Annotated in this window: 18 protein-coding genes; 7 read left to right on the forward strand and 11 right to left on the reverse strand. The window is 47.4% G+C overall.

What is annotated here, in order from left to right:
• Position 1 precedes the first annotated feature (1 nt).
• From KTO58_RS21390 to KTO58_RS29005, 4 genes are all read right to left on the reverse strand, one after another.
• Entirely contained in the window at positions 2-3,091 is a 3,090-nt protein-coding gene (locus KTO58_RS21390; RefSeq protein WP_225859864.1) for a TonB-dependent receptor, read from the reverse strand.
• Between the two features lie 194 nt (positions 3,092-3,285).
• Positions 3,286-4,200 carry a FecR family protein gene (locus KTO58_RS21395; protein ID WP_095837442.1) on the reverse strand — a complete coding sequence of 305 codons (915 nt, stop codon included), beginning with the start codon at positions 4,198-4,200 and terminating at the stop codon, positions 3,286-3,288.
• A gap of 111 nt (positions 4,201-4,311) precedes the next feature.
• Positions 4,312-4,809: a hypothetical protein gene (locus KTO58_RS21400; RefSeq protein WP_095837441.1), complete on the reverse strand. Its 498-nt coding sequence runs from the start codon at positions 4,807-4,809 to the stop codon at positions 4,312-4,314.
• Between the two features lie 130 nt (positions 4,810-4,939).
• Positions 4,940-7,252 carry an NADP-dependent malic enzyme gene (locus tag KTO58_RS29005; RefSeq protein ID WP_095837440.1) on the reverse strand — a complete coding sequence of 771 codons (2,313 nt, stop codon included), beginning with the start codon at positions 7,250-7,252 and terminating at the stop codon, positions 4,940-4,942.
• 115 nt (positions 7,253-7,367) lie between these two features.
• Between KTO58_RS29005 and KTO58_RS21410 the strand changes: the two genes are divergently transcribed.
• Positions 7,368-7,808 carry a DUF4293 domain-containing protein gene (locus KTO58_RS21410; RefSeq protein ID WP_095837439.1) on the forward strand — a complete coding sequence of 147 codons (441 nt, stop codon included), beginning with the start codon at positions 7,368-7,370 and terminating at the stop codon, positions 7,806-7,808.
• 371 nt (positions 7,809-8,179) lie between these two features.
• On the opposite strand, the gene uvrA is transcribed toward KTO58_RS21410, so the two are convergent.
• On the reverse strand, positions 8,180-10,993 hold the full coding sequence (uvrA, locus tag KTO58_RS21415) for an excinuclease ABC subunit UvrA (RefSeq protein WP_095837438.1): 2,814 nt from the start codon (positions 10,991-10,993) through the stop codon (positions 8,180-8,182).
• A gap of 351 nt (positions 10,994-11,344) precedes the next feature.
• On the opposite strand from uvrA, the gene KTO58_RS21420 reads away from it, so the two are divergent.
• A complete protein-coding gene (locus KTO58_RS21420; protein ID WP_198315162.1) occupies positions 11,345-11,926 on the forward strand; it encodes an RNA polymerase sigma factor in 582 nt (193 codons plus the stop codon).
• A 49-nt stretch (positions 11,927-11,975) separates the two neighbouring features.
• On the opposite strand, the gene KTO58_RS21425 is transcribed toward KTO58_RS21420, so the two are convergent.
• Both KTO58_RS21425 and KTO58_RS21430 read right to left on the reverse strand, forming a co-directional pair.
• Positions 11,976-12,902: a DMT family transporter gene (locus KTO58_RS21425; RefSeq protein WP_095841455.1), complete on the reverse strand. Its 927-nt coding sequence runs from the start codon at positions 12,900-12,902 to the stop codon at positions 11,976-11,978.
• A 23-nt stretch (positions 12,903-12,925) separates the two neighbouring features.
• On the reverse strand, positions 12,926-14,125 hold the full coding sequence (locus tag KTO58_RS21430) for a thiolase family protein (RefSeq protein WP_095837437.1): 1,200 nt from the start codon (positions 14,123-14,125) through the stop codon (positions 12,926-12,928).
• Positions 14,126-14,392: 267 nt separating this feature from the next.
• Between KTO58_RS21430 and rlmN the strand changes: the two genes are divergently transcribed.
• From rlmN to KTO58_RS21445, 3 genes are read left to right on the forward strand one after another with little or no spacing between them, the layout of a single operon-like run.
• Positions 14,393-15,436, forward strand: coding sequence for a dual-specificity RNA methyltransferase RlmN (rlmN, locus tag KTO58_RS21435; protein ID WP_095837436.1), 1,044 nt, complete (start codon positions 14,393-14,395; stop codon positions 15,434-15,436).
• A 54-nt stretch (positions 15,437-15,490) separates the two neighbouring features.
• Entirely contained in the window at positions 15,491-16,822 is a 1,332-nt protein-coding gene (locus KTO58_RS21440) for a pseudouridine synthase (RefSeq protein ID WP_095837435.1), read from the forward strand.
• Positions 16,823-16,838: 16 nt separating this feature from the next.
• Positions 16,839-17,606, forward strand: coding sequence for an RluA family pseudouridine synthase (locus KTO58_RS21445; RefSeq protein WP_095837434.1), 768 nt, complete (start codon positions 16,839-16,841; stop codon positions 17,604-17,606).
• 272 nt (positions 17,607-17,878) lie between these two features.
• On the opposite strand, the gene KTO58_RS21450 is transcribed toward KTO58_RS21445, so the two are convergent.
• Positions 17,879-18,514, reverse strand: coding sequence for a peroxiredoxin (locus KTO58_RS21450; protein WP_095837433.1), 636 nt, complete (start codon positions 18,512-18,514; stop codon positions 17,879-17,881).
• Between the two features lie 302 nt (positions 18,515-18,816).
• Positions 18,817-19,422 (reverse strand): hypothetical protein, encoded by a 606-nt coding sequence (locus KTO58_RS21455; RefSeq protein WP_095837432.1) that lies wholly within the window; start codon positions 19,420-19,422, stop codon positions 18,817-18,819.
• A 135-nt stretch (positions 19,423-19,557) separates the two neighbouring features.
• Here KTO58_RS21455 and KTO58_RS21460 point away from each other — a divergent pair, with 135 nt between their 5' ends.
• Complete coding sequence (locus KTO58_RS21460; RefSeq protein WP_157752803.1) at positions 19,558-20,562, forward strand: helix-turn-helix transcriptional regulator; 1,005 nt, start codon at positions 19,558-19,560, stop codon at positions 20,560-20,562.
• 43 nt (positions 20,563-20,605) lie between these two features.
• Here KTO58_RS21460 and KTO58_RS21465 read toward each other — a convergent pair whose 3' ends face one another.
• The gene (locus KTO58_RS21465; RefSeq protein WP_095837430.1) at positions 20,606-21,313 is read right to left on the reverse strand and encodes a LolA-like protein; all 708 of its coding nucleotides are present in this window, start codon (positions 21,311-21,313) and stop codon (positions 20,606-20,608) included.
• Between the two features lie 107 nt (positions 21,314-21,420).
• Positions 21,421-22,137, reverse strand: coding sequence for a LolA-like protein (locus KTO58_RS21470; protein ID WP_095837429.1), 717 nt, complete (start codon positions 22,135-22,137; stop codon positions 21,421-21,423).
• Positions 22,138-22,251: 114 nt separating this feature from the next.
• On the opposite strand from KTO58_RS21470, the gene ade reads away from it, so the two are divergent.
• Positions 22,252-23,895 (forward strand): adenine deaminase, encoded by a 1,644-nt coding sequence (gene ade, locus KTO58_RS21475; RefSeq protein ID WP_095837428.1) that lies wholly within the window; start codon positions 22,252-22,254, stop codon positions 23,893-23,895.
• Positions 23,896-23,938 lie beyond the last annotated feature (43 nt).

Below are 23,938 nucleotides of genomic sequence, written 5' to 3' on the forward strand. Positions count from 1 at the left end.
CTTAAAATCTATAACTAAAGGTTACACTAGTTGTCCTTCCTGGTGATGCTTTAAAGTTCAACAGGTCGGTTTTCGGGTTATATTTCAGCTGAGCGGCACTCGGTGCGCCACCATCTTTAAAGGATTGTAATTCTTCAGCTGTATATTGGTTTCTATAAAGTACTGAGTAACTATTCAGCAGGTTGCTTACATTCAATTTTATTTCCGCTTTCTGCTTGAGTAATCTCACCGCGACCTGCGCGTCGAGTGCCTGTAGGGGGCGTTCCATCAAAGAAAACTCATAATCAGTGTTTGGTACGAAGACGCGATTGGTTACGCTGTTGTAGCTTACGCTAACAGATACCGGATTGTTATCATAGAATATGCCTGCATTGACCATATAGTTGCTGGCTCCCATCTGAGGGCGTTTTTCTTCTTTACCTACTACTTCTCTCAACAAAATTTTATTAGGCTGATTAGGGTCTAAGAAACCGGTAGTAATATCCATACGTTTTACGCGGGAATCGAGGTAGGTAAAGTTTCCGTAGAGTGTCAGGTTACGGATTACCGGTATGTTTGTGAAGGCGAGTGTTTTTCTTGCTTCCAGCTCGACACCATAGTTCTTTGCCATTTTACTATTTTTCAGTTCATAGCTATTCAGGGTATTGATCCGGTATATTTCCATGGGGTAGTCCAGGTGTTTATAGAACAATGAAGCAGAAAGTATTTCACCTGGTCCTGGGTACCATTCATATCGCAGGTCTATATGTTTGATTGTTGTAGACCTAACGATCTGAGAGGTATAATCGCCACCTAATTCAAAGTCATATTCTTTAAAAACGGATAGCTCTCTCAGGTCAGGCCGGATGATACTTTGGGAGTATGCTGCCCGGATGTTCATGGACGGTGTTAGTGAATAGGTGAGGTTAGCAGATGGGAAGAAGCGCCAGTTGGGTTCTCTGTTTGTGAGGTCGGAGTAATCGAAGCCAGGACGGCCTTTGGTAAGGCCCTGGAATAGTGAATCCAGGTTATCATTTACGCGGTTCAGGTTATAATACTCTGCTCTTAAGCCCCATACCAATCTGAATTTATTACCGATCTTATTATCCAGCATGGCATACAATGCATGCAGAGATGCGGAGCGTTTTTTAAAATTATCGCCGAAGCGGATGATATCTACCTGTACATTATTGGCGGGAGTGAATACCTGGCCTAAAGGCAGGTAATTTGTTTCTTTATTATCTATTTTAGAAGCAGTATTCAGTACGAAGAACAGTCTGTCTTTATTCCACCCGGCATAACCTCCTTTGAATGTATTTTCGAAGGCTACGTTACCTGCATTGAATTTAAACGGTACGGACACAGCTGCGTCCCAGTTATAGTTATTTTCCAATGCGCGGCTCCACCAGCGGAGGGCGCCTTCAGCGAAGTTGCTTCCGAAAGTAGAAATATTATAGTCATTGATGCCGGCGCCATCTGCTTGTTTATAATCGGCCAACATCATGTGATTATCGGGTTTCTGTCTGTCTAACTTCAGATAGCTACCTACCCATTTGATCTTCACTCCTTTGTTACCGATGGCATGTTCACCTTTTAACTGATTTTGCCAAAGAGTGGTTTGCATAGCCAGGTCAAAATATCCCAATGTATTATCTGAGCCGAATTTTCCATTCTGTCCTGTTCCTAGTATGAACTGCTGATCCAGTGTGCGGAGGTACATGGATTGAAATCCTATTCTGTTCTTTTCATTTCTGTAACCTATTCCAATCATTCCTCCGAGGTTGGTGGTGAATCCATATCGTTGTCCTTTGAATTGGCGGCGTTTGCTTTCTTCTGAATCGGCAGCCTCTTCAAATCCTTCTCTACCCAGGATTACGTCTTGGGTTGCCAATGTATTTCTATAGCTGGCGCTAGCTACGATTCCCCATTGTTGGCCAGCTCCTGTGCGTATAACACGTCCGAATGAGGCCTGATAGTTTGGGGAGATGGGTGCTTTGAATTTAGCAACGCCCCAGTTATTGCTGAAGAGGGATGGATTTTTTCCCTGTTTGTTATAGCTTGCTACTATATCGTCGCGATCTTTCCAGTCGAGGGTACCGAGCAGGAACCGATGTTTGCCGGCCTGTGCAGTATATTCTCTGTTGCTGAGTGATAAGGCCAGGAAGTCCTTTCCTACTGTTTTATCGTTATAGCTTGCGCCTATGGAGAGGTTAAGAAAGTTTTCAGTAGGGATATCCAGGGTATTTACTTCTACGAGACCGCCGCCGAAATCAGCATTACGATCAGGGGTGATTGTTTTTACAACGGTTACGTTTTCTACGATATTAGAAGGGATAATATCGAAGCTAAAGTTTTTTCTGTTTAGTTCTGTGCTGGGCATTACCTGGCCATTCAATACGGCCTGGTTGTAGCGTTCGCTGAGTCCGCGTACTACTACATATTTATTATCCATAGTGGCCAGACCAGTTACACGTTTAAGCACTTCACCAATATTTTTATCTGGTGTGCGTGCGATCTGTTCTGCGCTGATACCATCAGAGATAGCAGGATTATTTTTTTGCATAGCATACAGTCCTTCGATGGAAGTCTTGCGGTAGTTAGCCGTAACAGTTACTGCCTTCAGCTGTGAGCTGCTGCTTTTCATCACGATATCGAGTGGTGTCACTCCTTTTTCGTCTACTGTCACTTCTGTTACTTTGCGGGTATCAAACGACACATAGCTAAAGGTGAGGTTGTATACTCCAGGCGGTAATGTTATGTTGTAGGTACCATCTACGTTGGTGACGGTGCCTTGTCCGCTTTGGGTGGTGATGGTTACACCGGGTAAGGGTTCATTTTTGCTGTCCACTACTTTACCGGCGACATGGCCATTGGTTTTGGCAGCGGGTTTATCGGCATTTCCTTTACGGATGGCAATGGTATTATTTTTAGTCAGTTCGATGTCCAGCGGTGCGTTATTGTCTATATAAGCCAATACGTCGCCGAGGGCGGCACCTTGAAATTTCAGGTCGCTGAGTGTGCATTGTTGCAGGTACTCAGGATCATAGATAAAGGTGTAAGGTGTTTGTTGTTGTAATGACTTTACCACTTCTGCTGCAGTAGCTTTTGCCATATACAGCTGTACTTTATCGGTAAGGGATCTATACGATTGTGCCATCACTTTGCCTGGCACTAGGCTGATCAGTGAAACTACGAGGCAGATGACACTACATGACATAATTCTCCTTGTACAAAATCTGTTAGTAGATTTTTGCATACGATTGTACTTTATAATATTTGTTTAATTAAATGTTCCTGCTCAGAGGTTTATTTTTTTTGTACCTGATATGTACTTTCATTCACGCGTACAAACGTGATGTTGTGTACATATTCCATAGTTGATAGAATATTTTCGAGCGACATGTCCCTACTGAACTCCCCTGAGATCTTCTTTTTACACAGTATTGAGTCTTCCAGTACTATACGGCAATTGTACCGTTGTTGTAATCTGGCGAGTGCGTCGCCAAGCATGGTGTTATCGAAAAAGATCTTTTTACGTTTCCAATCCAGCACTTCGTCTTTAGCAAACCTGAGTAACTGTGGAGTTTTACCTTCTGCATATTGCAACATTTGTCCGGGTAACAATATTTCTCTAAATACATCTTTTGAGCTTACTGCTACTTTCCCTTCTATCAAACTCACTTGGATACTTCCGTCAGCTTTGTTAGCTGTTGATATATTAAATGCAGTTCCGAGTACGGTGGTTGTCAAACTTCCGGCGTGCACCAGGAATGGATGTCTATCATCTTTGACCACTTGGAAGTAGGCTTCTCCTTTTAACCACAATTCTCTTTGCAGACCATTATAATATTGATGGTAAGTAAGAGAGGAGTTGGAATTGAGCCAGACTTCAGTTCCATCTGACAGTCGGAGTTGTTGTATAGTGTTGGTCTTGTTAACGAGGGTATCCCATTTCAGGGCAAATGGCTGGTGCGGTGTACGTGGTTGCCAACAAAGTGTGACGAGTGCCAGTGTACCTATTATCGCTGCCGCTACGGCTCCATACCAACGCTTGCTTTTTCTGGGGGTCAATCTCACGGGTTCGTTTGCCTCAGACCATTTCTCATTCATTAACTCATCTAACAGAGCAGTGTCAGGTCCGGAAAGCCAGGTCTCTACCTGTTCAGCTTCCTCTTCTGTGCATTGTCCTTTAAAGAATTTATCTAATAGTTGTTTGTTCATAGATCCCGGGAAAGGAGTATTTACACAAAGAGTACGTTCGAGAAAGAAGGTATTCCTATTCGATTTTCAGGGTTAACAATTTGGTAATATGAGCGGGGTTAGGTACTGGTCTTATTTCCGGGACCGGAAAAAAATAGCGGGTTGCTGCTGATCATCCAGGGTGGCTGGCAGCGGGATGATATTTAACATGGATACCATAAAACCGGCGACGCTCCAATCTATATCGATGTTAGCAAATCCGACCTGGGTACCATCGCTGGTACACCAGAAATAGTGAGCCATGCCTTGCAGTCCGCTCAGGCCGACGGAGTAAATAACGCCGAAAATGGCTTCCAGTTTAGGCAGGGAGGTTCTGTCGTGATCGTCAATAAAGAGGGTTAGTCCTTTGATGAAGCCGTTGCCGTTGACAAAGGCGAAGGCATATTTCACATTGATATCCGTGCTTTGGACATTTGTATTGGGTATAAAATAGAAATTATCATTCTCCGAGGTGTGGAACAGTTCATTGTATACATAATCAGACAGATGTATGCAATCAGGGTAGTTAGTGATATGGTCATTCAGCCGCACATTATTAAAGCTGCTGGGGGTTATTTGTGCAAAGCCCATAGTATATGGAATGTATGATACTCAATATACGAAAAAGCGGAGAATGGCGATATTAGGTATGCTTCTAGTATGCGATAGCAAAAGCCGTCAGTGATGGAACTGACGGCTTTTGCTATACGTTGTTATCTTTTTACTTTTTCTTTTTCTTTATATCTGCGGCTACTGCTTCTTTGCAACATTTGTGTTGTGCATCGACTACTGCGATATTCACCATGTTAACGATCTGGCGTACACTACTTCCGAGCTGGAGGATGTGTACTGGTTTTTTCATGCCTAGCAGGATGGGACCGATGGAATCGAAGCCGGCAACTTCCTGGAGGAGGTTGTAGGCTACGTTACCGGCGGTTAGGTTCGGGAAGATGAGAGTATTGACTTCTTCGCCTATCAGTTCGGTAAAGGGATAGTTATCTTTCAGTATTTCTTTATTGAAAGCCATTGCCGCCTGAATTTCACCATCTACGATGAGGGTAGGATCTTTTTGTTTTACTATTTCGCGTGCTTTGGCAACCAGCTGTGCTTCGGGAGTGGGGCTGGAGCCGAAGTTAGAATAGGACAACATGGCAATACGTGGTGTGATATTGAACTGTTGTACTTCTTTGGCGACGAGTAAGGTGATATCTGCGAGTTCTTCGGCAGTAGGATTGAAGTTGATGGTGGTATCTGCGAGGAAGAGCGGGCCGCGTTTGGTATTGATGATATACATACCGGCTACACGTTTGGTACCTTCTTCCATGCCGATCACCTGAAGGGCGGGGCGGATGGTATCGGGGTATTTGCGTGTGAGGCCGGAGATGAGTGCATCTGCGTCGCCTGTTTCGACCATCATGCAGCCGAAGTAGTTACGTTCGCGCATGATCTTTTTGGCCTCATAGAGGTTGAATCCTTTACGTTGGCGTTTTTTGAAGAACAGTTCACCGTATTCGTGACGTTTGTCGTGCATTTCATCGCTCTTGGGATCGATGATCACGGTGTCGTCTATTTCGATACCATTTTCTTCTGCGAGTGCGCGGATACGTGCTTCATTACCCAGCAGGATAGGATAGGCGATACCTTCATCGCGTACTACCTGTGCTGCTTTGAGTACTTTCAGGTTATCTGCTTCTGCGAATACGACTTTACGCGGATCTTTACGGGCTTTGGAGCCGATCACGCGGAAGAGGTGGTTATCGATGCCGAGGCGGTTATTGAGTTCTTCGCGATATGCTTCCCAGTTGGTGATGGGGTGTTGTGCGACACCGCTGTCCATTGCCGCTTTAGCGACAGCCGGCGCTACTACGCTTAGCAGGCGGGGATCGAGCGGTTTTGGGATGATATAATTAGGTCCGAAGAAGAGGTTACGTTCGTTGTATGCCAGGTTTACGATATCGGGTACGGGTTGTTTGGCCAGGCTGGCGAGTGCTCTTACGGCGGCCAGTTTCATTTCTTCGTTGATCTGGGTAGCTCTTACGTCGAGGGCACCGCGGAAGATGTATGGGAATCCCAGTACGTTGTTGACCTGGTTAGGGTAGTCGGAGCGGCCGGTCGCCATGATAACATCTGGGCGGGCCAGTTTGGCGGTTTCGTAGGCGATTTCGGGGTCGGGGTTGGCCATTGCGAACACGATGGGGTGTTTGGCCATGCTTTTCACCATTTCGGGTGTTACGACATTGCCTACGGAGAGGCCGATGAATACGTCGGCGCCTTTGATGGCATCTGCCAGTGTTTTCACCTTGGAGGAGGTGGCGAACTGGCGGTGCATATCGGTAATATCGTTACGATCGTGGTTGATCACGCCATCTTTATCGAAGAGGACGAAGTTTTCGTGTTTGGCGCCGAGTGCTACGTATAGTCTGACACATGCCATGGCGGCAGCGCCGGCACCGTTGACTACGATCTTTACTTTTTCTATCTTCTTTTTTACGAGTTCGAGGGCATTCAGCAGGGCGGCGCCGGAGATGATGGCGGTACCGTGCTGATCGTCGTGCATGATGGGTATTTTGAGCTCTTTGCGCAGGCGCTCTTCGATGGCGAAGCACTCAGGGCTTTTGATATCTTCGAGGTTGATACCGCCGAAAGTAGGTTCCATTGCTTTTACTACTTTCACGAATTCGTCTACATCGGTGGTATTGAGTTCGATGTCGAACACATCGATATCGGCGAATATTTTGAATAATACGCCTTTTCCTTCCATTACGGGTTTGCCGGCTTCGGGGCCTATGTTGCCCAGGCCCAATACGGCGGTACCGTTGCTAATCACGGCAACGAGGTTACCTTTGGCTGTATACTTATAAACATTTTCTACGTCTCTATGGATTTCCTTGCAGGGTTCTGCAACACCCGGCGAGTAGGCCAGGGAAAGGTCCCATTGTGTTTTGGTATTTTTCGTAGGTATCACTTCTATCTTACCGGGACGCCCCAAAGCATGATAGTCTAACGCATCTTGCTTATTCAGTTTTTTGGCCATATAAAGATTGTTATTGGGGGTGCAATATACGAAGTATGTAAAGAACAGGGGTACAACTAATGAGTAGGTTCATAGGAATTACTTACTTTTACGATGTTAAACATTTAGGAATATCATGATACAACGCATTCAGAGTCTTTATTTACTACTGGCAGCGGGGGCTGGTGTGGCCACCTGGTTTTTCAATCTGTGGACGGCTAAGCTGAGCGATGGTTCGACGAGTAACTTCAATGCCCAGTCCAGCTATCTTGTATTTGTGTTGTATATGGTGATTGTGTTACTGGCGGTGATCAGCATTTTCCTGTTTAAGAACCGTAAGTTGCAGTTTCGCCTGACGGTGCTTAATGTGGTATTGTCGATTGGCGCTGTTGTGCTGCAGTACTTCAAGGTGCAGGATCATGCCAATGCGCTGGGCACCCAGGGCAAAGTGATTACGTCTGCAACCTACCTGCCTGCGGCATTTTTGCCTATCCTGATCCTGATATTCCTGTTCCTGGCGGCGCGGGGTATCTATAAGGATGAAAAGCTTATTAAATCACTGGACAGGTTGCGTTAATCCTGCGATCGTTTTATACCTGCCCGTGGGATGGCCATGGGCAGCTTGTTTCCCCCTCCCTCTCCTATTTCGAATTGACTGTCAACCAGTTACGTTCAAAAAATAATCTAAAAAACTAATAATCAATACGTTATAGCAGGCTTGTATAAGCATTCTATAAGCGTTGTATAAGCGTTCTATAGTCATTGTATAGGCGAGGTATACCTGTTGTATACCCGTTGTATAAGTTTGGATAGGCGTAGCTTATACAAACATTATACGAATGTTATACGAATGATACAGGAATGTTATAGGAATGATATAGGTATCCAAAAGGCATGGGCAGACCTGATCGGATCTGCCCATGTCTTTTTTTGTTATGTGTATCCTGATCAGAGGAACTGACCGGTATAGCTTTCTTTTACCTTTTTGAGGCCGTCGGGTACGCCGGCATAGAGCAGGTTACCGCCGCCGGCGCCACCTTCGGGGCCGAGGTCTATTAACCAGTCGGCGCTGCGGATGACATCGAGGTTGTGTTCGATGACGAGCACGGAATGTCCTTGTTCTATGAGGGCATTGAAGGAGTCGAGCAATTTTTTGATATCATGGAAGTGGAGGCCGGTGGTGGGTTCGTCGAAGATGAACAGGATATGCCCCTGGGCTTTTCCTTTGCCGAGGAAGGAGGCCAGTTTTACGCGCTGTGCTTCTCCACCGCTGAGGGTATCGCTGCTTTGTCCCAGTTTGACATATCCGAGGCCTACACTGTTGAGTGGGCGGATCTTATTGATGACATCCTTTTCATCTGCGAAGAATTCGAGGGCTTCATCGACGCCCATTTCGAGTACGTCGTAGATATTTTTGCCTTTATAGGTTACTTCCAGTACTTCTTCTTTAAACTTTTTGCCCCCGCAGCTTTCGCAGGTGAGGTGTACATCGGCGAGGAACTGCATTTCCACGATCACTTCGCCCTCTCCTTTACAAGCGTCGCAGCGGCCGCCATCTACGTTAAACGAGAAGTGTTTGGGTTGGAAGCCTCTCATTTTGCTGAGTGGCTGTTTGGCGTAGAGGTCCCGGATCTCGTCGTATGCCTTGATATAGGTAACGGGGTTAGACCGGGAGGATTTGCCGATGGGGTTCTGATCGATCATTTCGATCTGGGTGATATCATCCATGGCCCCTTTTAGTGCGCGATGTTGTCCTACTCTTTCTGCGAATTCGCCCTTAAGTTTCATGAGGGCGGGGTAGAGTATTTGTTTTACGAGGGTGGTTTTACCGGAGCCGCTTACGCCGCTGACTACGCAGAGGACGCCTAATGGGAAATCGACATCGATATTTTTCAGGTTATGCTGGCGGCAGCCTTCGAGGGTGATAGCTTTTTTCCATTTGCGGGTTCTGGCGGGCGGGTCGATACGCATGTGCCCGCTGAGGTATTTGCCGGTGAGGCTTTTACCATCTTTGAGTATTTCGGGATAGGAGCCGGAGAAGATGACTTCTCCACCCAGGTGGCTGGCGAGGGGTCCCATATCGATGATATGGTCTGCTTCTTCCATCATTTGTTCGTCGTGTTCTACGACTACGACGGTATTTCCCAGGTCGCGGAGTTCTTTGAGTACGGAGATGAGCCGGTGGGTATCGCGTGCGTGCAGGCCGATACTAGGTTCATCGAGTATATAGAGGGAGTTGGTCAGGTTGCTGCCCAGGGAGCGTGTGAGCTGGATACGCTGGCTTTCGCCGCCGCTGAGTGTGTTGGCGACACGATTGAGTGTCAGGTATCCCAGGCCTACGTCCAGCAGTGTTTTGAGCCGGTGGTTGATCTCAATGAGGATACGTTTTGCTACTTGGGCGTCGTATTCGTTGAGGTCGAGTTGATCGAACCAGTTTTTGAGGTCTTGTACGGGGAGTTGTACGAGTTCGGAGATGGTTTTGCCTCCTACTTTGATATAGAGGGCTTCTTTGCGGAGGCGGCCACCGTGGCAGTCAGGGCAGACGGTACGACCTCTGTAGCGTGATTGCAGCACGCGGTATTGTACTTTATAGAGGTTTTGTTCTACCATCTTAAAGAACTCGTTGAGGCCGTAGAAGAAGTCATTACCGGTCCAGAGGAGGTTGTATTGTTCGTCTGTCAGTTCGGCGATGGGTTTATGAACGGGGAAGCTGAATTTGCGGGATGCTTTTATGAGAGCTTCTTTGTATTCGCCCATTTTTTCGCCTCTCCAGGGGGCAATGGCGCCTTCGTAGACGCTGAGTCGTTTGTCTGGTATAACGAGGTCGGCATCGATACCCAGCACTTGTCCGAAGCCTTCGCAGGTGGGGCAGGCGCCGTAAGGGTTATTGAAGGAGAAGAGGTTAGGCATGGGTTCTTCGAACTGTACGCCATCGAGTTCGTACCGGTTGGAGAAGTGTACCTGTTTGCCATCTACTTCGAGGAGGCAGTCGCCTTCGCTTTCATAGAAGGAGGTTTGTACGCTATCTGCGATACGGTGTTTATCTTCTTCTTCGAATTCTTTGACTACCAGCCTGTCTATCAGCACGTAAGCGGTTTCTGGTACGGCAGGTTTCTTTTCTTCCAGCAGGTCTTCTATACGAACCAGTTCTGTTTCTTTCTTGTTGTAGATGTAAAGTCGGGAGAAGCCTTTCTGCATGAGGATGTTGAGTTCTTCTTTGACATCGCGTTTGGCATGTCTGCGGAAGGGTACGAGTACCAGCACTTTAGCGCCGTGGGGCAGTTTGCTGATATAGTCTACGACATCGCTGACCTCCTGTTTTTTCACTTCGCGGCCGGATACGGGCGAGTAAGTTCTACCTGCGCGGGCGTAGAGGAGTCGGAGGTAGTCATATATTTCTGTCATGGACCCTACGGTAGACCGTGGGGTGCGGGTGATGACCTTCTGTTCAATGGCGATGGCCGGGCAGATTCCTTTAATGTAGTCGACATCGGGTTTGTTCATACGCATGAGGAATTGACGGGCGTATGAGCTAAGGCTTTCGGCATAACGTCGTTGGCCTTCCGCGTAGAGGGTATCCATGGTGAGGGAAGATTTCCCGGAACCGGATACGCCTGTTACCACGACGAGTTTGCTTCGTGGTATGGTGACGCTTACATTTTTAAGGTTATGGACGCGGGCCCCTTTGATGAAGATATGATCTTGTGTGCTAACTGATTGTGGATCAATTGCAGTCTCGTTTTGTTTACTTTTTGTACGCATGATTCTGTAGCAAAGTTCCTCGAAAAAACCGAAAGCGAGGAATGCATTTTTTGAGAGTTCGAAAGTAACGGATTCCGCGTAAATTTCGCAGTGAAGTTAGACCCACAACTTTTGTGCTATTTTACGTTACTAAGCGGTCAAATTTGCCCTTGCTGCAGTTGTTTTTCTCAACTATTCGATTATATTTGCATTAGATCGCATCAAGAATAGTTCCTATACCTTAGACCAGACAGACGTTTACACTTTTTAACAAATAAACTACTTGCTATAGCATAAACTCTACACAAAAAAACAACCTACAGACAGATAAGTCCGTATACGTATTTACTAACCCGTCTATTGTAGAAGTTTATGCAAATAATGTACAAATTGAGTGATGAGCAATTAATCACCCTTTTTAAGAAAGGACACACTTCGGCATTGGAGGAATTAGTTCACCGGCACAAAGATAAGTTATTCACTTCCATTATATTATTGGTAAAAGATCCCTTTCTGGCGGAGGATATCTTCCAGGATACTTTCATTAAGGTGATTGATACTATACGAGCAGAAAGGTATACGGAGAAGGGGAAGTTTCTGCCGTGGGCTATGCGTATTGCTCACAATCTATGTGTGGATCATTTCCGGAAGATCAAGCGGACGCCGGTGATCAAGACCGGAGATGACAAGGATATTTTTAATGTGCTGAGTTTCAGTGATGGATGTGCGGAGGACAAGCTCATTATGCGTCAGAGCCATGACCGGGTGCGTAAGATGCTGGATATGTTGCCGGAGGAGCAGCGGGAGGTGATCATTCTGCGTCATTATGCGGAATTGAGTTTTAAAGAAATTGCTGATCTCACGCAGGTGAGTATCAATACGGCATTAGGTCGTATGCGCTACGGCTTAATAAATCTCCGAAAGATGATGACGGAGAAACAGATTTGTTTGTAATCCTTTTTTGCTTGCCATCAACGGGCGGCCGTATATACGACCGCTCGTTTTATTTTCCCCCCTTTTCAGTTCCTTTCCAACCTATTATCAATACGCCGGCGAGTACGAGGGCGGTGCCGCTTAGCTGGCTGACGGTGATGGCTTCTCCCAGGAAAAAGTAAGCCTGTATGATTGTCGCTACGGGGCCTACACTAGCGATGATGGCTGCGTTATTAGCGCCCACCCTCTTTACGCCTGCCGATATCATGAATGTGGGTAGTACGGTAGCGAATAGTGCCATTATGAGGCAGAGCCAGTAGACGTGGGCATTGGTATCCGGCATTTGCCAGCCATAGCGGGCCAGGTAATGGATGAATACGCCCATGGAGGAGAACATAAGGGCATAGGCGGTAAACTTCATCACCCCTACCTGTGGGATCAGTTCGCCGCTGCCTACGATATAAAAGGCATAGGCGAGCGCGCATCCTACCATTAGTACGCTACCGGTGACGAGACCGGGGCCCCATCCTTCCTGTCGTATGTCGCCGGTAAAGGCGATGAGGATACCGGTATAAGCGGCTGCCAGCGCCAGCCACTGAGTGCGGCTGATCTTTTTCTTCAGGTAGAAGGCGGACATCAGCAATGCGAAGGTGGGATAGGTAAACAGGATCAGTCTTTCGAGGCCGGCGGAGATATACTGCAGGCCCATGAAGTCGAGGATGGAGCTGGCGTAATAGCCTACCAGGCCCAGTACGCCTATCTGCAGCCATTGGCGGGAGGTAAGGCGCACATTGCTGGTATGCCGGGCGAGGTACCAGGCGGTGGCTGCATAAAAGGGCAAGGAGAAGAGCATGCGGAGCATGAGCACTGCTACCGCATCTATATTTCCGGCGCGGTAGGCCAGCTTAACCAGAATGGCCTTTGCGGAGAAGCATACTGCGCCGATAAAAACGATTGTCACTCCCCATATAAAACGGGAACGTTGTGTTGCGGCCATAGGAATGGGTTCCTGCTGTTGCGTCAGCATTTTTCGAATACGACGGCGGCGCCTTGTCCGACTCCTACACACATGGTGGCGAGTCCGAGGCGGGCATTGTCATGACGTTTCATCTCGTGCAATAAGGTGGCGGTGATACGGGCGCCGCTACATCCGAGCGGGTGGCCGATAGAGATGGCCCCTCCGTTGACATTTACTTTTGACGGATCGAGTTCGAGGTCGCGCATGCAAGCCAGGGATTGTGAAGCGAAAGCTTCGTTGAGTTCGATGAGGTCGAGGCTGGCGGTGGTGATGCCGGCTCTTTGTAGTGCTTTACGGGAAGCCGGTACCGGGCCGATGCCCATGATGGATGGGTCTACACCTGCTACGGCCATTGCTTTTATCCGTGCCAGCGGTGTAAGATTGAAACGTTTGAGGGCGGCTTCGGATACAATCATCACCATCGCGGCGCCATCGTTGATCCCGGAGGAGTTGCCAGCGGTAACGCTGCCATCTTTGGCGAAGGCAGGTCTGAGGCCAGCCAGTTTTTCGAGGGAAGTTTCGCGCGGGTGTTCATCTTTAGAGAAGAGCACGGGTTCTTCTTTGTTGGGAGTGATTTCTACGGGGATGATCTCTTCCGTCCATTTACCAGCGTCGAGTGCCTGTTTGTATTTGCGTTGGCTGTCGAAGGCGAACTGATCCTGGTCTTCGCGGCTGACGTTCCATTGTCTGGCGACGTTTTCTGCGGTTTCTCCCATGGAATAGGGATAGTATAGATCTGTCAGTTTTTTGTTGTTAAAGCGCCATCCTATGGTAGAGTCGAATATTTCTGTTTTACGGGAGAAGGGGCCATCGGATTTGGCCATGACGAAGGGGGCACGGGTCATACTTTCCACGCCACCGGCGAGGTAAGCATCTCCTTCGCCGCACATGATAGCGCGGGCGGCATCCATGATGGCCTGGAGGCCGGATGCGCAGAGGCGGTTGACGGTGTTGCCCCCGACTGTTACGGGCAGGCCAGCCAGCAGGGCGGCCATACGGGCTACGTCGCGGTTATCTTCACCCGCCTGGTTGGCAGCGCCGGCGATTACATCTTCTATGGCTGCAGTATCTAGGGAGGGATTGCGATTGACCAATGCTTTGATCATATGGGCCAGCATGTCATCTGGCCGAACGGTGCTGAGGGCGCCGCCATAGCGGCCGATAGGTGTACGGACTGCGTCTACTATATATGCTGCTTGCATGGATATTAAAATTGAGGCTGTAAATGTAGGGAAATTAGTCCATCGGCAAGGGACGGAGGGGGTGAGGGGGTTGGCTGGCCGACTGTGGTTAAATTACCTTATCTTTGCGGTTGCTTTCCGACTGCCGTAAGGTAGCCACTTACTCATATAATGAAATGATCTAATGGTTATTAGCTTAGCGCTAAAGAAAGTACAATAGAAAGTTTACAATTTACAATACATACGAGGCGGGGGAACCTGTTTACGACCACTTGTTATAACAATCTGATGAAGTCTGTTAAAAAGAACATACGTCATATGAGCCTGTCGGAGATGCAGGCCTATTTTGTGACGATCAATGAAAAGGCCTTTCGTGCCAAGCAGGTGTATGAATGGATCTGGGTGAAGCATGCGACCAGTTTTGAGGCGATGACGAATTTATCCAAGCAGTTGCGGACCACTTTGCAGGAGCATTTTGAGTTGCCGGCGGTGCGGATAAATGCCACACAGCAGAGTACGGACGGCACTATCAAGAACCGGTTCCAGCTGCATGACGGTCATTTTGTGGAGGGGGTGCTTATTCCCACGGATACCCGTCAGACGGCTTGTGTATCGTCGCAGGTGGGATGTAGCCTGAGCTGTAAGTTCTGTGCGACCGGTTATATGGACAGGAAACGTAACCTGGACTATGACGAGATATATGATGAAGTGGTATTGTTGAATGAGCAGGCGATGGCGGCATCTGGTAAGAAGCTGACCAACATTGTGTTCATGGGTATGGGAGAGCCGTTGCTGAACTATAAGAACGTATTGCAGTCCATTGCCCGTATCACTTCTCCGGACGGAGGGTTGGCGATGTCTCCCAAACGTATTACTGTATCTACTGCCGGTGTGGCTAAGATGATCAAACAGCTGGGCGACGACCAGGTGAAGTTCAACCTGGCATTATCGCTTCATGCTGCCAATGACAAAAAGCGTAGTGAGATCATGCCGATCAATGATACCAACAACCTGGAAGTACTGATCGAGGCGCTTAACTATTTTTATAAAGCGACGGAGAACCAGATATCATTCGAGTACATTCTATTCAGGGATTTTAACGATTCCCAGAAGGATGCGGATGAACTGATCAAGGTATATCGTCAGGTCCCTGCCGACCTGGTTAACATCATCGAGTACAATCCTATTGACAACGCACGGTTCCAGAAGCCTGACGAGGATGTTGCGGAGTCATTCATGCAATACCTTAGTAAGAACCGGGTGAATGCCCGTTTGCGCCGCAGCCGTGGTAAAGATATCGATGCAGCCTGTGGACAGCTAGCCAACAAATAATTATCAAATTGACGTTTATTACTGCAGTAATGCAGCAAAGTTTAAAAGACATACATGAAAAAGAACAAACCTGCCGTGAAAGGCTTTTCTCCATTTAAAGAGAATAAATCCCATAGCAACAAGCCAGGTCGTCCGGACGTTGGTGTTGAGCGTGCGGGGCGCAAACCTGCCCGTCTATTAGAGAAAGGGGAAAGAGGAGATAAGGGAGAAAAAATTGAGAGAAGGGAGAAACGGGAGCAATCCGAAGGTGCTGGTACAGAAAGAGGTAACAAACCTACCTTTCGTGGCAAAGGCACTGAGGGTGGTTTCCGAGGTAATAAATCAGAAGGTTTCCGTGGTAATAAGCCTGACACTTTCCGCGATAATAAATCTGAGGGCTTCCGCGATGGTAACAAATCGGAGAGCTTCCGTGATAACAAATCTGAAAAGAGGGAAAAAACGCCTGTTCAGCGTGGTGGTGCAGGGAAAAGCTTCAAGGATACTCCGCGGGAGACGCCCAGCGGATTTAACCGGAAGAAATATTTTGACAATACCAATGAGCGGTTTGCGGAGAAGCAAGATCGTAAACAAGCCAGCAGGCAGCAGCGCAGCGAGCATGATGGAGAAGTGAAAGAGACGGTCCCTTATAAAAAGACTGCCAGGAAGCAATCGGCTGAAGGAAATGGAGTGGCTGGGGAAATGCCATTGAATAAATATCTTGCTCACTGCGGCATTTGTTCCCGGAGGAAAGCGGTAGACCATATCAAAGCGGGCAAAGTAACGGTTAACGATCAGGTGGTAATGGAACCCGCTTTCAAGGTAACGGACAAGGATAATGTAAAACTGGTAGGTAAGAAAATACATATACAGAAGAACCTGGTATATATACTGCTGAATAAACCTAAGGGGTATATTACTACGACAGATGATCCCGAGGGTCGCCAGACGGTGATGGAGCTGATCGCTGATGCGACTGAGGAGCGGGTATATCCTGTGGGACGTCTGGACAGGAATACTTCGGGGTTATTATTGTTGACTAATGATGGAGAGCTGGCGCAGAAGCTGGCGCATCCGAAACACAATATCAAAAAGATCTACCAGGTAGGGCTGGACAAGGCGCTTACCAAAGCAGACTTTGAAAAGATACTGAACGGTGTACCACTGGAAGACGGTGTGGCGTTGGTGGATGCGTTGGGATATATTGATCCTAAGAACAAAGCCGAAGTAGGGATAGAGATCCATAGTGGTAAGAACCGTATTGTGCGCCGTATATTCGAGCACCTGGAGTACAGTGTGGAAAAGCTGGATCGTGTGATGTATGCCGGTCTTACCAAGAAGAATGTCAACAGGGGCAGATGGCGTTTCCTGACAGAGAAGGAAATCATATTACTGAAGCATTTTAAATAGGCTGACAGCAACATCTATGCGAATTCAAGATCATATTATAGCAGAAACGGAAGATTATATTGTGGTGAATAAGCCGGCGGGTTTGCTGACCATCCAGGATCGTCATGATAGTGAGATACCGGCGTTGCTAACTTTACTGAGAAAATTATACAGAGATATATTTACGGTGCACCGACTGGATAAGGACACCAGTGGGGTGTTGGTTTTTGCGCGGCATGAGGAGGCACATAAATACTTTTCGCAACTATTTGAGGGGCGGCAGGTCAAGAAGTTTTACCTGGGGCTTGTACATAGTCAGCCGGAGCCTCCTGTGGGCAGCATAAAAGTGCCTATTATGGAGCACCCGGTGCAGAAGGGTAAGATGGTGACCAATGCTAAGGGGAAGCCGTCCCATACGGACTATGAGACGCTGGAGACTTTTGGTCAGTACAGCCTGGTGAGGATGCAGATACATACGGGCCGTACGCATCAGATCCGTGTGCATATGAAACATGTGGGGCATCCGATCGTGGTAGATGAGCTGTATGGTAGTCCTAAGGGTATTTATCTCTCTGCTATTAAGAAGAAATACAAGATGGGCAAGTTCACGGAAGAGGAGCGTCCATTGTTGGGCAGGTTAGGACTTCATGCCTGGCAGTTGCATTTTACGGATATGAGTGGTAAGGAGATGGTAGTGGAAGCTCCATTGCCTAAAGACATCCAGGCGGTGCTTACCCAGCTGCGTAAGCGTGGTGGTGGCAGTGCTGCGGTGTCGGCTGTTGTGCAAGAGGATCAGGGGGAATAATTTGTTATCTGTTCATAAAAAGGAAAGGCGCTGTATGATACGGCGCCTTTCCTTTTTATGTTGGTGTTTGTTTTGGGAGGTGGTATTAAAAGAAAAACGGGGAGAAATCCCCGTTTCGTAAAAATCAAAAACCAACCATTAAAAAAATTTATGAATAAAAGCCTTCTACCCATTTATAGCGAGGAGGCTCTACTCTCTTGTTTTGTTGAGCGTCCTTTTGTTTGGGCCTCAACCAATTAACCAACCACTGAACGAATCGCTTCATGAATGACCTATTTATTAGGTTGTGGCGTCGTACGTAGGTAAGGTTTGATGATCTTGTGTCCTTTCGGGAACTTGGCGGGGATGTCTTCGGTGGGGACGGCGGGTACGACGATCACGTCTTCGCCATCTTTCCAGTCTGCAGGGGTGGCTACGCTATATTTAGCGGTCAGTTGCAGGGAGTCGATCACGCGCAGTACTTCATGGAAGTTCCTACCGGTAGAGGCAGGGTAAGTGATGGTAAGTTTCACTTTTTTATCGGGTCCGATTACGAACAGGGATCTTACGGTGAAGGTCTCTGAAGCGTTAGGATGGATCATGTCGTAGAGGTTAGCGACTTTTTTATCCTCATCGGCGATGATGGGGAATGTAACGTCGCAGTGCTGGGTTTCGTTGATATCGCCTATCCAGCTTTGGTGTTTATCGAGGGGGTCTACGCTGAGTGCGAGGACTTTTACGTTTCTTTTAGCAAATTCCTCTTTGAGGAGGGCTGTTCTACCCAGTTCTGTGGTACAAACGGGGGTAAAGTCTGCCGGATGGGAAAAGAGGACACCCCAACTGTCACCCAGGAATTCATGAAAGTCTATATCTCCTTGGGTGGTTTTGGCCTGGAAGTTAGGCGCTATATCTCCTAGTCTTAAGCTCATAATTTTGCCATTTAGGTTACCAAAAATAACGATTTCCTACAAATTTTATAGACTTTAGGGGAGTTTTTTCAAAAAAAGTCCCTGGCTGGAGTGGCCAGGGACGGTGAGGGGGTCAACAAGCAGTCAACCATTGATTAATGGGTAGGGATCATTAATCAACATCCAATGCATTGGGGATTATGGATGAATCCGGGGGGTCCAACGCAGGATGAGGGGGACGGGGGACATTAAACGGATGAGTTGTGGGTTATTGTTCAATGGATGAAAGATCTGCTACGTACGATTACGGGTTACTGGTAGTTTTAAGCGGCCTTCGCCTTTTGCCAGGCGCAGTAGGCCATAGTATACTTGAGATCGTCGGAGAGATCGGATTTAACGCGGGCGGTTTCTTCTTCGAATTCGAGTTCGAGATAGCCCAGATAGAGTTCATAGTTTTTGGATAAGAGGTCCATACATTTATCTATTCGTTCGTCATAATTGTTGTTGGCAGCAGGTGTTGGGGGGTGGATGGGGATGACAGGTGTTACTTTTTCTATGAAGTAGCACTCTTCTCCGGTGTATTCTACCCAGTCGTCCTGTTGCTGATAGCGGGGGCGGGCGAAAGAGAAACCCAGCTGACTGAAGACGACGGGGTATCCTAGTTCGGCTTCCAGGTCGATCATTTCGGGTATTTGGTGCATTTCCTCCAGTCGTTTAACGATGCTCATTTGCATGTCATCGGAGGTATCCTGCGCGTATCGTAACATAGTATTGAGTACTTCGTAGGTAGTTACAAAGTCACAAGGGTGCCATTCATTGTCCTTTTTGAGGTGTCCCCAAAAGGTCAGGTAGTTAGATTCATCGAGGATGATCTGGCTGATGGAGATGGCTTGATAGGCTGTTACTGTTACTGTTTTTACCTTACTCATAACTGTCAGGTTTATAGTGATAACAGTACAAATATCTTACGCCATCACGCAGGGGATATGCGTAGTGATAATTTGATCAAAAAATGGTTATTTCAGCGACTGAATGCGTATTTTGCCAGTCAAAATAAAACCCTCATGCCCAAGAATAAGGATGCGGTATCCCGCTATAGATGGATAGATGAACGGCTACGCAACAAGCGGCTTTCCAAACCCAAGCTGGAGGACCTGATCGAGTTTGTGTCTGAAAAGATGGGCGCTGCTATTTCGACCCGCACTATACAGAAGGATATACAGGATATGCGCCATGATCCGGAGCTTAATTATATGGCCCCTATTGTATACAACCGGAGTGCGGGTACCTATAGCTATGAAGACGATAGTTTTTCGATCAGCAACATGCCTATAGATGAAGCGGATCTGCAGGGGTTGGAAATAGCAATTGGTATATTGGAACAATTCAGAAGTCTGCCGGTGGTGCAGCAATTTGAAGATGCGATTCTCAAAATAGCTGCCAGCCTGAAGATGAACCGGGAGGCGCTGCAACATAAGGGATTGATCAAGTTTGCGAGAACGAACCAATATAAGGGAGCGGAACATATTCCGACCATTGTGGAAGCCATTAAGGAATTGGAAGTGATCCGTATTGCCTATCATAGTTTTGAGCGGAAAGAGCCGAAGGAGCACTGGGTGGAGCCTTATCATGTACGTGAATACCAGCACCGGTTCTACCTGATCGGGAAGAGCCAGCGGGCTAAGGGGGGTACTTTGCTCACTTTTGCACTGGATCGTATTGTGGATATGTGGCCGACCAACAAACATTTTGACGAAAAGAATTTCGACGACGCCAACTATTACAAACACGCCATTGGTATCACCGTTCCGGAAGGGAAACCTGAAGAGGTATTGCTGGCCTTCACGCCCAAGCAGGGTCATTATATCAAATCCCAGCCCATCCATACCTCACAGGAGGTGATCATTGACAATGAAGAGGAATGTCGTGTATCGCTCAACGTAGTCATCAATCATGAGCTGGTTATGATGCTGTTAAGTTATGGTGCCAATGTAAAAATATTACAGCCCCGGGAACTGGCGGATAAGATCGCCGCTGAGGCAAAAGCTATGCTGGCGCAATACTCCTGAGTGGTGTAAAGGGGATATACCGCTATTCCCTTTACCTCTTCCATTATCTGGGAGCCTTGAAGAGATCATTATTGACTGGTAGATTTACATCTACGCGAGTAACAGTGATGGATAACCCTGCTTCTTTAGCATATGATTTTCCGGCGTATACATATCCTCCAGGAGTCTTTTTATATTCGCCGTATTCCATTGTTTCGTAGGTCTCTTTTCCATCGACCATCTTATTGGTTTGTATCCGCACCGGCAGGTAGCTGACGGCATCTATAAACATCTCGCGCGCGGGTTCATTACCACCAGTCACCAGTATCTTATATACCGGCTTTCCATTAACCGTTTCTTTGCCTTTCAGGGTAGCGACCTTCCCTTTCTCCTTATAGCCGGCGAGGTCGGAGAGGTCCAGGCCTTTGTTGTTATTATTTAATTCTTTGTCTGTCATGACTTTGGCGGTACCCTTCTCTCCTATTTGTGTCCAGCCATTGTTTTTTGTGACAGCGGTTGTGAACCTGGTTGTCAGGATGCTCATTTCGATACGCCTGCCCGCGTCATCTACGGCCCAGCTCCGGATGGAGCCTTTGATACCTTTTACCTTACACTCTCCTTCAATGTAGAGGGACTTTACTCCTTTCAGCAGCTGCTCTCCTCCCCTGGCGGCGATATATTTCTTCAGGATGTCATCGGCAGTTTGTGCCTGCGTATGTAGCGTCTGCAGACAGCCTACTGCCAGCAGGCAAGTGATAGTATAGCTTTTCATAAGATCAGAACAGGTTTGAGGGGTATATGGTTCACAGACAGTCGGTAATAAAAAAGGGAGTCCGCTGTGTGTCGGACTCCCTGTATGTATTTCGAATATACTAAAAATTATTTAGCTGGCATTTTGAAAATGCTTTCATCGATTGGTTTATTCACTTCTACTTTTTTAACTGTCAGTTTCATACCGGAAGGTTCTACGCTGGTAGAAGACGGATAAGCGAAACCGTAGTCAGTTTTCTGATAGTCGCTGAGTGTGGTAACGGTTTGAATATCCTGGCCATTGATGGCAGTTTTGGTTTCTATTCTAACCAGGTAGTTCGTGGCAGGATCGATAAACATGTTTGCAGTAACGCCGTTAGTGTTTGTCACCTGTAGTTTGTACAGTTCTTTACCATCTACGGTCTCTTTGCCTTTGAATTCTACTTTTTTACCTTTTGTTTTATAGTCATATAAGCCGGTGAGGTCCAGTTGTGCCTGTCCGAGACGGAGAGTAGCGGTATCTGTTTCTTTAGGGTCCGGTTGATTCTGAACGGGCATCTGGCTCCAGCCGCCAGTTTTGGTAACTACCTGTACGTTAGTAGTACCCATTACTTCGAATTCTACGCGGGTAGCCTGGTTGTTGATGGACCAGGTTTTCATGGGGATCTCCATACCCTGGATTTCCATTACCACCTCTTGCTGCAGTGTTTTCAGCCCTTTCAGTTTTTCAGCCCCGCCAATAGCGTCAACGTATTTGGCTACGATCTCATCTGCGCTTTGTGCTTGTGTGGTAAATGCTAGCGCCAGTGCTCCCAGTAACAGGGTTAACGTCTTGAGCTTTTTCATATTTGTATTGTTTTTAGAGGTTTAGGTCACAAATCTATTCTTTTTTGCCTATGTTTTTATTTTCGCAGGTTTATTTGTTTTGTCACCCCCTTTAAGGGCCTTAGTTTTGTCGTTATGAACACCTTTCACATTTCTGGTAATATCATTGACGTCCGGGGGAGGCGTACTTATCCTGGTACTATTTACGTAGAGCAGGGACGTATCAGCCGTATCGAGGCTGATGAACAAAGTTATGATACCTGTCTGCTGCCGGGATTTATTGATGCCCACGTGCATGTAGAGAGTTCTATGCTGATTCCGTCGGAATTTGCCCGGCTTGCGGTAGTACATGGTACGGTAGGAACTATTTCCGATCCGCATGAGATTGCCAATGTGATGGGCGTATCTGGTGTGGAGTACATGTTGGAGAATGGCAGCCGGGTACCTTTCAAGTTCAACTTTGGGGCGCCCTCCTGCGTACCGGCCACTACATTTGAGACTGCAGGCGCACAGGTGTCTGTAGCGGAGGTAGCCGCATTGTTAAGACGTCCGGACATAAGATATCTGACGGAGATGATGAACTTTCCCGGTGTATTGCAAAAAGAGCCGGAGGTAATGGCTAAGATCGCTGCTGCCCAGGCTGTAGGAAAACCAGTAGACGGGCATGCTCCGGGATTACGGGGAGACGCCGCCCGGCAATACATTGCAGCTGGTATCAGTACAGACCACGAATGTTTTACCGCCGAAGAAGCATTGGATAAACTGGCTCATGGTATGCATATATTAATCCGGGAGGGCAGCGCGGCGCTCAACTTTGACGCGCTTATACCTTTGTTGCCTGAACATTATAATCACATCATGTTCTGCAGTGATGACAAGCACCCGGACAACCTGGTGCAAGGACATATCAACCTGCTGGTGAAACGTGCACTGGCACTCGGAATGGACCTTTACAAGGTACTACAGGCAGCATGTGTCAACCCGGTTACTCACTACAAACTGGACGTAGGACTGTTACAACCTGGTGATCCTGCTGACTTCATTGTGATCGACAACATCCAGGATTTCAATATCCTGACCACTTATGTTGATGGCATCAAAGTAGCTACGCAAGGGGAAACCCTTATTTCCTCTATCAATGAGGCTGTTGTGAACAATTTTGAATGCACGCCCAAAGTACCATCGGACTTCGTCATTCCTGCTACGGACGGCAAAGATATGGTCACCATACATGTCATGGAAGCATTAGATGGCCAGCTCATTACGAATTCCAGTAAGATGCCGTTGTCTGTAACTGATGGTATGCTAAAAGCGGACGTGTCGCGCGATATACTCAAAATAGCGGTGGTAAACCGCTATCATCATGCACCGGTGGCGGCAGGCTTTATCCGCAATTTTGGTCTTACAGAAGGAGCGATAGCCTCTTCTGTGGCACATGACAGTCATAATATCATTGCAGTGGGCGTAGATGATGATAGTTTGTGCAAGGCGGTAAATGCCGTGATCAGTTACCGGGGAGGTATCAGTGCTTATGGCAGTGCAGGGTTAAAGTTATTACCACTACCGGTAGCCGGGTTAATGAGTAACCTGGATGGGTATACGGTAGCAGCGCAATACAGCACGCTTGATGAAGCTGCCAAAGCGTTGGGCAGTACGCTTTCAGCCCCCTTTATGACATTATCCTTTATGGCACTGCTGGTGATCCCTCACCTCAAACTCAGTGACCAGGGGTTATTTGACGGGGATGCTTTTGCCTTTACGCCTGTGATTGCACAATAAAAAACACCGGGCATTACAGGAAGTTTCCTGTAATGCCCGGTGC

This window comes from Chitinophaga pendula (assembly GCF_020386615.1).
Taxonomy (GTDB): domain Bacteria; phylum Bacteroidota; class Bacteroidia; order Chitinophagales; family Chitinophagaceae; genus Chitinophaga; species Chitinophaga pendula.